Below are 15,536 nucleotides of genomic sequence, written 5' to 3'. Positions count from 1 at the left end.
TCGCGTCTTTTTTGTACTAAATTAGTCGTTTTTCAGGCTATGCAAAGTTGGCACGCTCTCTGCTATATGTATAGTGACCCTTTAAGCCAAAGGGTCACCTAGCCAACTGACGTTGTTAGTGAAATTTACTTTCACATGAACAATAAAGCCAACCGGTATATTACGGTTGGCTTCTTTTTTCTTAAAATCAATAATTTACAAAATAGTCATTAACTATTCGTTATAAATTGATTCCTTAATTTCTCTACCTCATCCCTTACTTTAGCAGCCTGTTCAAACTCTAGATCTCTCGCATGTTGATACATTTTTGCTTCTAATCGTTGAACTTCTTTTTCTAATTGCTGCGGCGTCATCGATTGATAACTCGCTCCTTCTTCTGCCACTTCTGATAGCTTCATTTTAGGTGCGACTATTTTCCGTTTATTCTTAGTCATATCCCCCAATTCAAGAATATCAGCCACATTTTTTTTCAATGCGGTTGGCACAATACCTAATGCTTCATTATGTAATATCTGTTTTTCACGTCTTCTTTCTGTTTCTCCAATGGCTTTTTCCATTGAGCCCGTGATCCGATCTGCGTATAAAATCGCTTTACCTTCTAAATTACGAGCAGCACGTCCTATCGCTTGAATTAATGATCGTTCGGATCGTAAGAAGCCTTCTTTATCTGCATCTAAAATCGCGACTAAAGACACTTCAGGCATATCTAAGCCTTCACGCAATAAGTTAATGCCGACTAACACATCAAACTTGCCTAACCGCAAATCACGGATGATCTCAACACGCTCAACCGTATCAATATCAGAATGTAAATAACGAACTTTCACTCCATGCTCTGCAAGATATTCAGTCAAATCTTCAGACATACGCTTGGTAAGCGTCGTCACCAACACTCTCTCACCCACTTTCGTACGAATTCTGATCTCAGATAATAAATCATCCACTTGAGTTCCAACGGGGCGTACTTCAATAATAGGATCAAGTAAACCAGTAGGCCTTACTAATTGCTCAGCAATATCAGAGCCCGACTTTTCGATTTCATACTTTCCAGGCGTAGCAGAAACGTAAATCGTTTGTGGAGCACGGGCTTCAAATTCATCAAAGCGCATAGGACGGTTATCTAATGCTGAAGGTAACCGAAAACCGTATTCAACCAAATTCTCTTTACGTGAACGATCACCTTTGTACATTGCCCCTATTTGAGACACGGTAATGTGGGATTCATCAATAATCAGTAAGCCATCTTTAGGTAAATAATCAAATAAAGTGGGCGGCGCTTCACCTTGAGGACGACCACTCAAATAACGAGAATAGTTTTCAATACCAGAACAAAAACCAAGCTCATTCATCATTTCAATATCAAATTGAGTTCGTTGTGAGATTCTTTGTTCTTCAACTAGCTTATTATTAGCTAATAATTCTTTTTTTCGCTCAGCCAAATCGACTTTTATCTGTTCAATGGCATCAAGTACTTTTTCTCTGGGTGTTACGTAGTGTGTTTTCGGATATATAGTACAACGAGGCATGTCTTTAGTAATAATTGAACCCGTTAATGGGTCAAACTTACTAATACGTTCAACTTCATCATCAAAAAGCTCAATTCGAATCGCTTCATGCTCTGATTCTGCAGGAAAAACATCCAAAACCTCACCACGAACACGGAATGTACCTCGCTCAAAAGCCATGTCATTACGTTTATATTGTAATTCAGCTAATCGACGTAAAATATCACGTTGGTTAATGATATCCCCTCGACTCAAATGCAGCATCATACTTAAATACGCTTGAGGATCGCCAAGACCATAAATCGCAGAAACAGAAGCGATAATAATCGCATCTTTACGTTCTAATAATGCTTTTGTCGCAGAGAGACGCATTTGCTCGATATGCTCATTAACCGATGAGTCTTTTTCTATAAAGGTATCCGTGGTTGGGACATAAGCCTCTGGTTGATAATAATCAAAATAAGAAACAAAATATTCCACAGCGTTATTAGGGAAAAAAGCTTTCATTTCACCATAAAGTTGAGCAGCTAATGTCTTATTATGTGCCATTATCACGGTAGGACGACCTGATTTAGCAATCACATTCGCCAGTGTGAATGTTTTACCTGATCCAGTAACCCCTAACAACGTTTGATGAGCAAGACCATTTTCTAGCCCTTCATTTAACGTTTTAATTGCCTGAGGTTGATCCCCTGCTGGTTGATAGTCTGAAACTAATTCATACGCACTAGTCATTTATACTGCTCCACATTTTCACTGCTCTTTTATAGAAAGACACACTATCAAATCTTACTCTTTTTTTATAGAAACGCTTTATTAAGATAAAAGTTTTCCCCAGACAAGAACAAATTATAACCAATGTTGTTTTTTTTCTTTATTAATTTATTACTTATTGATTAGTTCATCATCAAAACAACGCTAAGCCATTGATTTATTAAAATCATAAACCCATATTTTTATTTTAATACCGATTGCATGCACTGATACAGCTAGCCAAATACGACTTAACACCGTTTCATTAACATACTTATCCACAGTTTTAGTGGATAACTACCCACAAGCCTTGTTTTCTATAGGCTGCAGCTAATGTCAATAATTTTTTGAACAAAAATAGTTAATTGTTGGCTAAATAATCGGTCGATTATTTTTTGTCCTTTAGCGGTTGACAGTCTTTTTTTGAATCGTTACTATCACGTCCGAAAAACTTTTCCCTTTTAGTTCAGTTGGTAGAACGCCGGACTGTTAATCCGTATGTCGCTGGTTCAAGTCCAGCAAAGGGAGCCAAATTTTAAAGCCTTGTCCAGCGACAAGGTTTTTTTTGCCTAAAATTTAAAAACCTATTCTTTCTAAGGTTGTTATCACTGCCGTAAAGTCCGATAATAACCAGACCATCTATTATTATAAAAATCATCTGCATGACTGAGTATCTCTTACTTCTTATTGGGACTGTTTTAGTTAACAACTTTGTATTGGTAAAGTTTTTAGGACTTTGTCCATTTATGGGTGTGTCTAAGAAACTAGAAAGTGCCATTGGAATGGGCCTTGCAACGACCTTCGTTCTGACTTTAGCGTCAGTATGTTCTTATCTTATTGAAACCTATATTTTAGCGCCTCTAGGGATCGAATACTTACGCACGATGAGTTTCATTCTAGTGATCGCCGTTGTTGTTCAATTTACAGAAATGGTTGTTCACAAAACCAGTCCGACGCTTTACCGTGTACTTGGTATATTTTTGCCACTAATAACAACAAACTGTGCTGTACTTGGTGTCGCCCTATTAAATGTCACCGAAAATCATAACTTTATTGAATCTATCATTTATGGTTTTGGTGCTGCCGTAGGTTTCTCTCTTGTTTTAATCCTTTTCTCTGCCATGCGTGAACGCATCGCCGCTGCAGATGTACCTCTGCCATTTAAAGGCGCATCGATTGCTATGATTACTGCAGGATTAATGTCTTTAGCCTTTATGGGCTTTACTGGTCTAGTGAAATTATAAACATGAGTTCTATTTTAATTGCCGTTATTGCAATCTCTGCCCTAGCCCTCGTTTTCGGGTTAATTCTCGGTTTTGCATCAATAAAATTCAAAGTTGAATCCGATCCAATCGTCGATCAAATTGACTCTATATTGCCACAAACTCAATGTGGTCAATGTGGTTATCCAGGTTGCAAGCCTTATGCAGAAGCCATTGCAAACGGTGACACCATTAATAAATGTCCTCCAGGTGGTCAAGCTACGATTGAAAAGTTAGCCGATCTAATGGGCGTGGATATCCCAAGCTCTGCTCATGATGAAGAAAAAAGTATTAAAAAAATCGCCTTTATTCATGAGGACATGTGTATTGGATGTACTAAATGCATTCAAGCCTGCCCTGTGGACGCGATTGTTGGCGGCACAAAAGCACTACATACTGTTATTGAAGCAGAATGTACTGGCTGTGATTTATGTGTTGCGCCATGCCCAACAGATTGCATTGAAATGATCCCTGTAAATACAACGCCTGATAATTGGAAATGGGATTTAAATACAATCCCTGTTGTGAATCTTCCTGCAGATAAACCAACTAAAGCATCGGAGCTGTAACCCATGTTGTCCATTATCGAAAAAATCAAACAAGGTCAATTATGGGATTTTCACGGAGGTATTCACCCTGCTGAAAATAAACACATTTCGACACGAAATACCGTCCAACAAGCGGGGGTTCCAGATCAACTAATCCTTCCACTAAAACAACATATTGGTGCTAAAGGCGATATTCTTGTTACCGTAGGTCAACAGGTATTAAAAGGGCAACCCCTCACTCAAAGTAATATTGCTATGTGTGTGCCTATTCATGCGCCCACTTCAGGAAAGATCGTAGCAATAGAGCCAAGAACCGTTGCCCACCCTTCAGGTCTAACAGACTTGTGCATTGTCATTGAGTCTGATGGTAATGATCAGTGGATTGAAAATAGAAAACCGATTACTGATTTTGCAACCCGAGATCCAATAAAACTTATTGAGCGTATTCGTCAATCTGGTATATCAGGCATGGGCGGAGCGGGTTTTCCTACGAGTAGAAAATTACAAAGCGGCATTGGGAAAGCAGACATGCTGATCATCAATGCAGCTGAATGTGAACCCTATATCACCGCAGATGATCGTTTAATGCAAGATTATGCCGCTGAGGTGATTGTTGGTATAAAAATCCTACAGCACATTTTAACGCCTAAAATAGCGATTATCGGCATTGAGGATAACAAACCGGAAGCGATTAAAGCATTAAATGCGATCGTAACAGAACACGATAATATCTTAATTCGAGTGATTCCAACCAAATACCCATCAGGTGGCTCTCGCCAGCTAGTGAAAATCTTGACAGGTAAAGAAGTACCTGCGAGTGGGCGCTCTACCGACATTGGGGTTATTGTTCAAAATGTAGGTACAATATTTGCCGTTAAGCGCGCGATATGTGATGCAGAACCATTAATTGAGCGAGTGGTTACATTAACAGGGAACAGTTTAGATATACCGGGGAATTTCTGGGTTCGCTTAGGTACCAGTGTCGACTATTTAATGACGCTTACTGGCTATAAAGCCGATAAAAAACACCCGCGTATTATCATGGGTGGATCGCTAATGGGATTCACATTACCCCACCAACAAATACCAATAACTAAAATTACCAACTGCATTATTACGCCAGACAGAAAAGAGCTCCCTCTTTACAACCATGAAATGGCCTGTATTCGTTGCAGTAGTTGCGCAGATGCTTGTCCCGTAGCCTTACTACCACAACAATTATACTGGTACTCAAAATCCGAAGATTATGAAAAATGTGAAGAATACCATTTATCTGATTGTATAGAATGTGGGGCATGCGCTTATGTCTGCCCAAGTGAGATCCCACTTGTTCAATATTACCGCCAAGCTAAATCTGAAATTTATGCACGTAAGCAAGATTCACTTGCGGCAGATCGTGCCAAAGTACGTTTTGAAGAAAAAAATGCACGAATGGAACGAGATAAACTAGAACGAGAGAACAAATTTAAACTCGCTGCAGAAAACCGTCGTAAAGAAATGAGCACAGAAAAACCAGCAGGATCAGGTAATGATGCCATTGCTGCGGCTATAGCAAGAGTTAAAGCTCAAAAAGCAGCAGAAGAATCTGGAATCGCGAGCCCTAAACCAGCGGTTGCGGCGGCGATTGCTCGTGCAAAAGCAAAACAAGCTGAAGCGACCAAAGACCATTCTGGAGATCCCGATAATTCTGAAATGGCTAAATTACGTGAAGAGCGTAAGCAACAAGCACGTGACAGAAAAGCAAAACAAGAATTAGAGAATACAACTTCAACCAATGAAGAAAATTCGCCGAATAAAACTGAGAAAAAAGACGCTGTAGCTGCCGCCATTGCACGAGCAAAAGCCCGTAAAGCAGCACAAACTGAAAAAGACGCTCCTTCATCAAACGCTGAGACTAAAACAAAACCAGAATCAACGAGTGATAATGAGACACCGACAGAAGATCCAAAGAAAGCAGCCGTAGCTGCCGCTATTGCACGAGCGAAAGCCCGTAAAGCAGCACAAGCTGAAAAAGACGCTCCTTCATCAAACGCTGAGACTGAAACAAAACCAGAATCAACGAGTGATAATGAGACACCGACAGAAGATCCAAAGAAAGCAGCCGTAGCTGCCGCTATTTCTCGTGCTAAAGCTCGCAAAGCAGCACAACAAATTGAAAAAAATAAGGAAGAGTAACAGTGGCCTTTTTTATCACTAGCTCACCACACGCTCACAGTAAAAAGAGCACTCAAACCATGATGAAAATGGTCGCACTCGCGACTATTCCTGGTTTACTAGCTCAAACCTACTTCTTTGGCTGGGGGACATTACTTCAAGTTCTTCTCGCTATTATTACCGCTATTTTGGCAGAAGCGTTCGTTTTAAAATGCAGAAAAAGACCTTTAGCGCCATACTTAAAAGATAATAGTGCTTTATTAACTGGCTTATTATTAGCTCTGGCCATTCCACCTCTTTCCCCATGGTGGCTCACTGTTATTGGTGTGTTTTTTGCCATTGTGATAGCGAAACATCTGTATGGTGGATTAGGTCAGAATCTATTTAATCCAGCAATGGCTGCTTATGTTGTTCTTTTGATTTCATTTCCAGTTCAAATGACCACTTGGTTACCAGCAAAAGAATTGTTAGTTGAGCACATTAGCTTCATGGATTCTGTTTGGTTAATCTTTCATGGGTTAAGTCAAGATGGGTTCTCTGTACATCAACTAACGATGAACGTTGATGGAATGACAATGGCTACGCCATTAGATACAGTAAAAACAGGATTAAAAGCAGGCTTAACCACCAATGAAATTCTATCTGCACCTATATTTAATGGCTTTGCAGGATTAGGGTGGCTATGGGTTAACGTTGGTTTCTTATTGGGAGGACTATTTCTTCTGCAACAACGTCTTATTCATTGGCACATACCGGTCAGTTTCTTAGCCAGTTTATTTATCGTGAGTTCTTTGTTCGCAGTATTCTCACCAGATACAACGACATCACCAATCTTCAATCTATTCTCTGGTGCGACAATGTTAGGTGCTTTCTTTATTGCAACTGATCCCGTTTCTGCTGCGACCACAAACAAAGGCCGTTTATATTATGGCGCTTTAATTGGACTATTGGTTTATATGATCCGCTCTTGGGGAGGCTTCCCGGATGGCGTTGCTTTTGCCGTTCTATTGGCAAACATGTGTGTCCCCCTTATTGATTATTACACTAAACCAAGAACTTACGGCCATAAGAAAGGATAAAACATGCTTACTATAATGAAAAAAAGCAGCCTTGTTTTGGCTCTGTTTGCGATTGCAGCGACCTCTTTAGTAATGATTACTTATGCGTTAACTAAAGATCAAATTGCTTATCAACAACAGCAGCAATTGCTATCTGTTCTTAATCAAGTTGTACCAAAAGAACAGCACGATAACGAATTATTTAAAGCCTGCACTCTTGTGAATAATATTGATGCTTTAGGGACAAATACCCCAATGCCTATTTATTTAGCAAGCATGAATGGCAAGCATACTGGAGCGGCGATTGAAGCCATTGCTCCTGATGGCTACAGCGGTGCAATAAAGATCATTGTTGGTGTTGATTCAGACTCGATAGTAACAGGGGTTCGCGTATTATCTCATCAAGAAACACCTGGATTAGGCGATAAAATAGATACTAGAATCACTCGATGGGTTGATGGTTTTCTAGGTAAGACCGTAGATTCTGCTGACGACAGCAGTTGGGCTGTTCAAAAAGATGGTGGGCAATTCGACCAATTCACAGGGGCAACTATTACACCGCGAGCCGTAGTGAAAGCCGTGAAAAGAGCGGTTTGGTTCTATAAAACACATCAAGACGAGCTACAAACTCTCCCACTTAATTGCGAGGTGAAATAATGGCAACTCATAAAGAATTAATCAAAAATGGGTTATGGGATAACAACCCCGCTTTAGTCCAATTACTTGGTCTATGCCCATTATTAGCAGTCTCTGCAACAGTAACCAATGCATTAGGGTTAGGAATTGCAACAACGTTAGTTCTGATTGGATCAAACTTAATCGTTTCTTTAGTCCGACAATGGATCCCACAAGAAGTCCGTATTCCTGTGTTTGTTATGATCATTGCCTCTTTAGTTACCTGTGTTCAATTATTAATGAATGCTTATGCTTATGGCTTATATCTCTCATTAGGTATTTTCATTCCATTAATCGTTACCAACTGTATTATCATTGGTCGAGCCGAAGCCTTTGCTTCTAAAAATGATCCATTACCTGCCGCTCTCGATGGGCTATGGATGGGACTAGGCATGACGTCCGTACTTGTTTTATTAGGTGCAATACGTGAGATTCTTGGTAATGGCACTTTATTTGACGGTGCCGATTTACTTCTTGGCGATTGGGCTACCACCTTGCGAATTGAGCTATTTCATGTTGATAGCCATTTCTTACTTGCAATGCTTCCCCCTGGCGCTTTTCTTGGTGTGGGATTTTTAATTGCGATCAAGAATATCATTGATAAGAAACTGGCCGATCGTCAACCAAAACAAGAAAAAACGGAAATTGAACGCGCTCGCGTCTCTTAAAGGGAATTGATACTACGATGAACAATGTCAAACGACTCGAAATTTTAACGCGTTTACGTGCAGAGAACCCAAAGCCAGAGACTGAACTCGAATGGTCCAGCCCATTTGAGTTACTCATTGCCGTATTATTATCCGCTCAAGCGACAGATGTTAGCGTTAACAAAGCCACGCGTAAACTCTACCCAATAGCAAACACCCCTCAAGCTATTTTAGATTTAGGGGTTGATGGACTTAAAACCTACATAAAAACCATTGGATTATTTAATACCAAAGCAGAAAACGTCATTAAAACATGTCGTATGCTTATTGAATTACATGACAGTGTCATTCCTGAAGATCAAGACGCATTAGAGGCCCTCCCTGGAGTTGGCCACAAAACAGCAAATGTCGTTCTAAATACCGCTTTTGGTTGGCCAACCATTGCCGTTGATACTCATATTTATCGTGTATCGAATCGAACAAAATTGGCAATGGGTAAAACAGTTAACGACGTTGAAAAAAAATTACTCAAAGTCGTACCAAAAGAATTTAAGTTGGATGTTCATCACTGGTTAATTCTACATGGACGCTATACCTGTATCGCTCGAAAACCTCGTTGCGGCAGTTGCCTTATTGAAGATTTATGTGAGTTTTCTGAAAAAACAGAAAGCTAGAAAAACAGCAAATAAAAATAATACTAGGAGCAAGAAATGGCTAATGGACGTATTTTACACACGATGATCCGTGTCGGTAATTTAGAAGACTCAATTGTATTTTATACAAAAGTAATGGGCATGGATCTTCTTCGTAAAAACACAAACGAAGAATACAAATATACTCTCGCATTTCTTGGCTACGGGGACGAATCTCAAGGTGCAGTAATTGAGTTAACCTACAATTGGGGAACTGAAGAGTATGACATGGGGACTGCTTTTGGTCATATCGCGATTGGTGTCGATGATGTCTATGAGACATGTGATGTCATAAAAGCCGCAGGTGGTAATGTCACTCGCGAAGCAGGTCCAGTAAAAGGCGGTTCTACTCACATCGCGTTTGTTAAAGATCCTGATGGCTACATGATTGAATTAATCCAAAACAAAAGCGCATCAGCAGGGTTAGAAGGCTAATCGCTTTATAATTTATAAAACCTGCGATCTAGGCAGGTTTTTTTATACCCAACGCTTTTAATGATAATAATTCTCAATTAGAATAAGCGCTATTAAAATGGAATCGTTGAGGATACGCTATGATTGAACTTTGGGAAAAACACACCATACTCGCTGAACAATCTTTTAAAAATGAAGACTTTTGGCGAACAATTTTACATTATCAGCAGGCTTATGCTATTTCTGAAGAATTGAGTAAAAGAAACGAGGGCAGCCTTGCTGATCAAACAACTATCTCTATTATTTCATGCCATAACTTAGCGCAGTTTTGGCGAAGTCAAAATGATAACCAATTCGAGTTAAAATATTTACAGATTGCCTCAGAAAAAGTACTGACTCTTGTCCCTCAGTGTCCTCGCAGTGATTGTGAATCTTTTATCTCGAATTTAGGCTGCTGTAAAAATGCGCTTTTAGACTTTATGAAACGCCATCCCAACCCTGCCATTGCTCGACATATTCAACATATTGACCACACGGTTCAATGTGAACTTATTGCGAGCTTTAAACTGCAATAAAAAAGGCGTCTAAATTAGACGCCTTACATTATTTATATTTAGAGAATCGTTCGACCTAATGAGATAACCACTCTTCGGTTTTTATTCTTACCGATTGGTGTTGAGTTATCGGCAATTGGACGGCGTTCACCATAAGAATGCACTCGGATCCTATCTGCAGGTAGCCCTATTGATTCAAAATAATTCTGAAGTTTTACAGCACGCCTTTCTGATACTTGTTGATTCACATTTTTTGCGCCACTTGAATCGGTATAAGTAGCAACGAGCACTAAGTCGATATCCTTTGTGTATTTAATAAAGTCGGCAATTTGTGCTAAACGCTTTTTCGACGCTTTATTTAACTCATCACTGTTTTTATCAAAATGAAGGATCGTAAACGAAATATCTTCAAAGCTGTAAGGTAATAAATTCGCAATACACATACTAAATACATTGTATTGTTCTTGAAATAAAACAGGAGACAACCCCACCTCAACAATTTGCTTCGGGCTTTGCCAATCGGCATAAGTGAATGTAGGGAAACGCCCATTATCCAATTCAGCAAGCATTGACCACGCCGTCGAACCGCCAACATAACCATCAAACTGTTTAAAGAATTTTAAGTTTGTCATGGTATCAGCGCTGTCGCCTGGCATCCAACGAGCAGGCATTGAAACTAAACTAACAGAACGAGTTTCTCCCATTGGGCGATTCATCTTTAGTTCAAAATCCAAATTCATCTTTTTATTTGCATAAGCAGAGAACTCTGCATTGCCATAATTTGGAATATTATGAGATAAACGGCACTCTAATGGTGAGTTTTCCAGCATTGCCCATTTAGATTGCTCTGGTTTCGCAACGTAATTTTTATTTGCCAATACAGGAGTTGCAATCAATGTACTCATTAGTAGCGCTGAAGTAAGGAGTGTTTTTTTCATAATACCTAAATCTATGGGTCATGCCGTTGACGATAGTTATTACAAAGCAAAAACTGGACCAATAATAAGTGCTATAAGCCAGCAACGAATGAAATAAAGACTTCATCGTCAAAAATATATCCATATCACACCTTATTTGCAGTTTTTATGCTACGGATAATCTGCAATAATAGCTGCAACATTTTCTTACGTACCGAACAATGAGCGAAGTAGAATTACATAATCAACTGAAACAGCGTTTTCGAGGCTATTTTCCAGTCGTTATTGATGTTGAAACAGCTGGTTTTAACTCAAAAACAGATGCACTTCTTGAGATCTGTGCGGTGACATTAGCAATGGATGATGAGGGTTACTTAAAACCCGCGACAACAATCCATTTTCATGTAACTCCGTTTGAAGGCGCAAACCTTGAACAAGAAGCATTAGATTTCATCGGTATTCGTGACCCATTCAGTCCTTTACGTGGTGCAGTAACAGAAGATGTGGCTTTAAAAGAAATTTTTAAACTCATTCGTAAAGAGCAAAAACAGCATGATTGCCGACGCGCTATCATGGTGGCTCATAATGCCAATTTTGATCACAGCTTTGTAATGGAAGCCGCTGAACGAACGAAATTAAAACGCATTCCTTTCCATCCATTCTGTACTTTTGATACTGCCGCAATCAGTGGCTTAGCTCTTGGTCAAACCGTATTAGCGAAAGCGTGTAAAACGGCAGGAATGGATTTTGACGGAAAAGAAGCACACTCTGCTCTTTATGATACGGAAAAAACAGCGGAACTGTTCTGCCATATCGTAAATAAATGGAAAGATCTTGGTGGTTGGCCTCTAGCGCCAGAACCAGAAAATGATACTAATAATAAATAACTGGCTACTTTACTAACAACACAATATTTACAGGGAAACTAAACAAAATGAATCCAATCATTCTTTCTGTTTCAGTAATGCTTATCCTCGCTTTGCTTAGAGTTAACGTTGTCGTTGCCTTAACGTTCAGTGCACTAATCGGTGGATTAGTAGGTGGTTTATCATTATCTGATACAATTGCTGCGTTCGAAGGTGGTTTAGGCGGAGGCGCTACCATTGCATTAAGTTATGCAATGCTAGGCGCTTTTGCTGTTGCCATTTCAAAATCAGGTGTGACTGATTTACTCGCCCACAGTGTAATAAAACGCATTAATGGCCAAGAAAACTTGCACGCTGCCACAGGTCTAAAATACCTTTTACTTTGCTTAATCTTATTGATCACTATTTCATCTCAAAACGTGGTACCTGTACACATCGCATTTATTCCAATTTTGATCCCGCCTCTAATTCAAGTATTTAATAAACTAAAACTTGATCGTCGATTAATTGCTTGTGTATTAACCTTTGGCCTTGTTACTCCATACATGATTCTTCCTGTTGGCTTTGGCGGCATTTTTCTAAACAATATTCTTTTAAAAAACCTGCATGATAACAACCTAGATGTTGTTGCAAGCCAAGTTCCTCTTGCTATGGCTTTACCTGCTTTAGGCATGGTAACCGGTCTTCTTATTGCTGTGTTTATCTCTTATCGTAAACCTCGTACGTATGCCGATATTGATAATGAAGAAATGCAAGCGCAAAACAAAACACCGGTCTTTAACAAACGTCATATCCAAATATCAATTGTCGCTATTATCGCGGCTCTTTCTGTTCAATTAGCAACAGGATCAATGATTGTTGGTGCTTTAGCTGGTTTCATGGTGTTTACTTTTGGTGGTGTTATCGCTTGGAAAGAAACACAAGATGTATTTACTCGCGGTGTTCATATGATGGCTATGATTGGCTTTATTATGATTTCTGCTGCCGGTTTTGTAGCCGTAATGAAGGCAACTGGCGGAGTCGAAACACTGGTACAAGCCTTATCTACGAGTATTGGGGATAACAAACCGCTAGCCGCTCTACTGATGCTTATTGTCGGTTTATTAGTGACAATGGGCATCGGCTCATCGTTCTCTACTATCCCAATTATTGCCACTATTTACGTACCTCTTGCCGTCGCCTTTGGGTTCTCCCCAATGGCTACTATTGCCTTAGTGGGTACTGCGGCAGCACTGGGTGATGCAGGGTCTCCGGCATCAGACTCTACGTTGGGCCCAACATCTGGTCTTAATGCTGATGGTCAACATGAACACGTATGGGAAACCGTCGTTCCCACGTTCTTACACTACAACTTACCATTAATCGCTTTTGGTTGGTTAGCAGCAATGACCTTATAATAAACAATACACTTGATGAATAATTAATGTGTAATACTAAAAACGGCAGTAATATCTGCCGTTTTTTTGTATTAAGATCATAAAATTATTTCTTCCTATCCTTTCTTTACCCTATATTTCCCATAACTATTGCTATACTCTGCCACTCTTTAAAATCACCTATCATTCTCATGAAATTAATTAAGCTCTCTTCTTTTCTCATTATCGATGACAGTAGCGTTATTCAAAACGCCATTCGAGCCTTATTAAGTCGTATAGGTGTTCCAACTAATAACATCGCTTGTTGCCCCACCGCAGGTGCCGCCGTTGGTAATTGTAAACGTCAAAAGTATGATGTTCTCTTTGTTGATCATAATTTAGGCCATGGCAGCACTGGTTTACAGATGCTAGAACAACTGCGTCTATTAAAACTGATTAATGACAACACGCTAGTCTATATAGTCACAGGTAATGAAGACCCTCAAATAGAGTTAGCCTATACCGACTATTCTCCATCTAAATATATACAAAAGCCCATACGCCCAGAAGAGATAATCAACGTCATTAATAGTGATTTAATTAAACGTCAATTTGCGATGGCGATGATTGGAGCTTATACAAAGCAAGGATTAGCCGGTGTAAAACCACTGATTTTCAAGTCACCAAACAAAATCATTCTACAAACAGCCATGCTAAAACTTGCAAATCGATTAATTAAAGTTAACCGATTATCTGAAGCATTGAGCGTAAACAAGGCCTTAATATCCATTGTAAAAGAATCTGTTGAAGCCGATATTCAACGCGCTGAAATATGTATTGCACAAGTCGATTATAATTCTGCAAACCAGTTACTCGATACTCTATTACAAAAAAATGAAAGCCATTTAAAATTACTGGATTTAAAAGCAGAGATCGCCTTTAACACCGATAATATTGCTCTCGCCACCCGCTATTGGAAAAAAGCATTTGAACTAGCTCCTTATTCTTATATGCGATTTAGCTACTTAATTTGGTCTCTTCTTGCAAAGGGAGACCGCTATGATGCCTTTGATTTACTGACAAAATACGCGTATCTCTTACCCCACTCTGCTTTTGATTCCGCCGGCAGAAGAGCCTTAACCGCTTGGGCTGATATGCATGTTGCACCCGAGGAAATCCTGCAAGAATGGTCACCAGAGAGCTCATGGCAACGTGTTAGTGCAAAACTAAAAGGCCGATTAAGAGGAATACCAAGTATTGCAGCCCAGCGCGCATTATCTGCATTATGGCAGCTTAAAATGAATCGTTACGGTGAAGCAAATCGCCTTATATCTGACATTCAACTGTCTGACATTACTGATTATGAAACCGCTTATATCGTTTATCTCGTGTATTGTGAGATGAAATTAGATGATGAGAAAAAAATAATTGAAGACAAATGGTTGGCGAAGCTAAGACAGGGGAAAAGCATTCTTGCGAAATTACAAACGTTAGTTTTCGAGAAAGCATAACAAACAACAGCAATTAAAAAAGCCACTTATCTCTACAATAAGTGGCTTTTTTATACGATAAATATAAATAAGGTTAATTATCTATATTCACTTAAAAGATGATTTACTCAGCTTCAGGTGCGTTACGTTGTGCTGCTTCTTGAACCAACGGCTTTAGTTCGCCTTTTTGGAACATTTCAAGAATAATGTCACAACCGCCAACTAATTCGCCTTCAACCCAAAGTTGTGGGAATGTAGGCCATTGTGCATAAGCTGGAAGCTCTGCACGAATATCAGGATTTAGTAGGATATCTACGTAAGCAAATTTCTCACCACAGTTCATTAAAGCTTGAGATGCTTGAGATGAAAAACCACAGCTTGGTAGCTTAGGTGAGCCTTTCATGTATAGAATAATGTGATTTTCAGCGATTTGTTGTTTAATTTTATCGATAGTTTCCATTGTATCCTCTAATGGGTCGACACTAAGTTGTATCCATTCTACTTCTTATATCATCAGAAAAAAATACCTAATATTTGTGGTGGTATTATTTATTGAAAAATCATCACTTTTTCTTTTAATAAAATCAAAACTTGCTAGAATCAAATCGAAGTCAGATAAAGCTCTACGTTTAATAGAGCACATATT

The 15,536-nt window shown here is 39.3% G+C and carries 15 protein-coding genes and 1 tRNA gene; 13 read left to right on the top strand and 3 right to left on the bottom strand.

Features of this window, described 5'->3' with window-relative positions; all coding sequences use genetic code 11:
- Positions 1-209: 209 nt before the first annotated feature.
- Complete coding sequence (gene uvrB, locus VSAL_RS09845; protein WP_012550448.1) at positions 210-2,240, bottom strand: excinuclease ABC subunit UvrB; 2,031 nt, start codon at positions 2,238-2,240, stop codon at positions 210-212.
- 473 nt (positions 2,241-2,713) lie between these two features.
- Between uvrB and VSAL_RS09840 the strand changes: the two genes are divergently transcribed.
- The 10 genes from VSAL_RS09840 to VSAL_RS09795 all read left to right on the top strand — a co-directional run bounded on the left by VSAL_RS09840 (position 2,714) and on the right by VSAL_RS09795 (position 10,283).
- A tRNA-Asn gene (locus VSAL_RS09840) sits at positions 2,714-2,789 on the top strand.
- 131 nt (positions 2,790-2,920) lie between these two features.
- The gene (rsxA, locus tag VSAL_RS09835; protein WP_012550447.1) at positions 2,921-3,502 is read left to right on the top strand and encodes an electron transport complex subunit RsxA; all 582 of its coding nucleotides are present in this window, start codon (positions 2,921-2,923) and stop codon (positions 3,500-3,502) included.
- Between the two features lie 2 nt (positions 3,503-3,504).
- On the top strand, positions 3,505-4,089 hold the full coding sequence (gene rsxB, locus VSAL_RS09830) for an electron transport complex subunit RsxB (protein ID WP_012550446.1): 585 nt from the start codon (positions 3,505-3,507) through the stop codon (positions 4,087-4,089).
- A gap of 3 nt (positions 4,090-4,092) precedes the next feature.
- A complete protein-coding gene (gene rsxC, locus VSAL_RS09825) occupies positions 4,093-6,243 on the top strand; it encodes an electron transport complex subunit RsxC (RefSeq protein ID WP_012550445.1) in 2,151 nt (716 codons plus the stop codon).
- A gap of 2 nt (positions 6,244-6,245) precedes the next feature.
- Complete coding sequence (gene rsxD / locus VSAL_RS09820; protein WP_012550444.1) at positions 6,246-7,301, top strand: electron transport complex subunit RsxD; 1,056 nt, start codon at positions 6,246-6,248, stop codon at positions 7,299-7,301.
- Positions 7,302-7,304: 3 nt separating this feature from the next.
- Positions 7,305-7,937: an electron transport complex subunit RsxG gene (gene rsxG, locus VSAL_RS09815; protein ID WP_012550443.1), complete on the top strand. Its 633-nt coding sequence runs from the start codon at positions 7,305-7,307 to the stop codon at positions 7,935-7,937.
- The gene (locus tag VSAL_RS09810; protein ID WP_012550442.1) at positions 7,937-8,623 is read left to right on the top strand and encodes an electron transport complex subunit E; all 687 of its coding nucleotides are present in this window, start codon (positions 7,937-7,939) and stop codon (positions 8,621-8,623) included. The genes rsxG and VSAL_RS09810 overlap by 1 nt, the downstream gene beginning before the upstream one ends.
- A gap of 17 nt (positions 8,624-8,640) precedes the next feature.
- Entirely contained in the window at positions 8,641-9,276 is a 636-nt protein-coding gene (gene nth / locus VSAL_RS09805) for an endonuclease III (protein ID WP_012550441.1), read from the top strand.
- Positions 9,277-9,312: 36 nt separating this feature from the next.
- Positions 9,313-9,729, top strand: a complete 417-nt coding sequence (gloA, locus tag VSAL_RS09800) for a lactoylglutathione lyase (protein WP_012550440.1) — start codon at positions 9,313-9,315, stop codon at positions 9,727-9,729.
- A gap of 119 nt (positions 9,730-9,848) precedes the next feature.
- Positions 9,849-10,283, top strand: coding sequence for a DUF2753 domain-containing protein (locus VSAL_RS09795; RefSeq protein WP_012550439.1), 435 nt, complete (start codon positions 9,849-9,851; stop codon positions 10,281-10,283).
- A gap of 38 nt (positions 10,284-10,321) precedes the next feature.
- Here the strand turns inward: VSAL_RS09795 and motY are convergent, their stop codons facing one another.
- Entirely contained in the window at positions 10,322-11,200 is an 879-nt protein-coding gene (gene motY / locus VSAL_RS09790) for a flagellar protein MotY (RefSeq protein ID WP_012550438.1), read from the bottom strand.
- A gap of 200 nt (positions 11,201-11,400) precedes the next feature.
- Between motY and rnt the strand changes: the two genes are divergently transcribed.
- The 3 genes from rnt (at position 11,401) to VSAL_RS09775 (ending at position 14,911) form a co-directional block, all read left to right on the top strand.
- Positions 11,401-12,066, top strand: coding sequence for a ribonuclease T (gene rnt, locus VSAL_RS09785; RefSeq protein WP_012550437.1), 666 nt, complete (start codon positions 11,401-11,403; stop codon positions 12,064-12,066).
- Between the two features lie 47 nt (positions 12,067-12,113).
- A complete protein-coding gene (locus VSAL_RS09780) occupies positions 12,114-13,442 on the top strand; it encodes a Na+/H+ antiporter family protein (RefSeq protein ID WP_012550436.1) in 1,329 nt (442 codons plus the stop codon).
- A gap of 170 nt (positions 13,443-13,612) precedes the next feature.
- Positions 13,613-14,911: a response regulator gene (locus VSAL_RS09775; RefSeq protein WP_012550435.1), complete on the top strand. Its 1,299-nt coding sequence runs from the start codon at positions 13,613-13,615 to the stop codon at positions 14,909-14,911.
- A gap of 103 nt (positions 14,912-15,014) precedes the next feature.
- Here VSAL_RS09775 and grxD read toward each other — a convergent pair whose 3' ends face one another.
- Complete coding sequence (gene grxD, locus VSAL_RS09770) at positions 15,015-15,350, bottom strand: Grx4 family monothiol glutaredoxin (protein ID WP_012550434.1); 336 nt, start codon at positions 15,348-15,350, stop codon at positions 15,015-15,017.
- Positions 15,351-15,536: the final 186 nt, after the last annotated feature.

This window comes from Aliivibrio salmonicida LFI1238 (assembly GCF_000196495.1).
In the GTDB taxonomy this organism is placed as follows: domain Bacteria; phylum Pseudomonadota; class Gammaproteobacteria; order Enterobacterales; family Vibrionaceae; genus Aliivibrio; species Aliivibrio salmonicida.
Note: the sequence above shows the minus strand (reverse complement) of the source record. Positions and strands in the feature narration are given on the sequence as shown.

Bases quoted from the DNA above. Each gene is read 5' to 3' on its own strand.
- motY (WP_012550438.1), bottom strand. From the start codon at position 11,200: ATGAAAAAAACACTCCTTACTTCAGCGCTACTAATGAGTACATTGATT.
- rsxC (WP_012550445.1), top strand. From the start codon at position 4,093: ATGTTGTCCATTATCGAAAAAATCAAACAAGGTCAATTATGGGATTTT.
- nth (WP_012550441.1), top strand. From the start codon at position 8,641: ATGAACAATGTCAAACGACTCGAAATTTTAACGCGTTTACGTGCAGAG.
- VSAL_RS09810 (WP_012550442.1), top strand. From the start codon at position 7,937: ATGGCAACTCATAAAGAATTAATCAAAAATGGGTTATGGGATAACAAC.
- VSAL_RS09780 (WP_012550436.1), top strand. From the start codon at position 12,114: ATGAATCCAATCATTCTTTCTGTTTCAGTAATGCTTATCCTCGCTTTG.
- rsxA (WP_012550447.1), top strand. From the start codon at position 2,921: ATGACTGAGTATCTCTTACTTCTTATTGGGACTGTTTTAGTTAACAAC.
- rsxG (WP_012550443.1), top strand. From the start codon at position 7,305: ATGCTTACTATAATGAAAAAAAGCAGCCTTGTTTTGGCTCTGTTTGCG.
- VSAL_RS09795 (WP_012550439.1), top strand. From the start codon at position 9,849: ATGATTGAACTTTGGGAAAAACACACCATACTCGCTGAACAATCTTTT.
- rsxB (WP_012550446.1), top strand. From the start codon at position 3,505: ATGAGTTCTATTTTAATTGCCGTTATTGCAATCTCTGCCCTAGCCCTC.
- uvrB (WP_012550448.1), bottom strand. From the start codon at position 2,240: ATGACTAGTGCGTATGAATTAGTTTCAGACTATCAACCAGCAGGGGAT.
- VSAL_RS09775 (WP_012550435.1), top strand. From the start codon at position 13,613: ATGAAATTAATTAAGCTCTCTTCTTTTCTCATTATCGATGACAGTAGC.
- grxD (WP_012550434.1), bottom strand. From the start codon at position 15,350: ATGGAAACTATCGATAAAATTAAACAACAAATCGCTGAAAATCACATT.
- gloA (WP_012550440.1), top strand. From the start codon at position 9,313: ATGGCTAATGGACGTATTTTACACACGATGATCCGTGTCGGTAATTTA.
- rnt (WP_012550437.1), top strand. From the start codon at position 11,401: ATGAGCGAAGTAGAATTACATAATCAACTGAAACAGCGTTTTCGAGGC.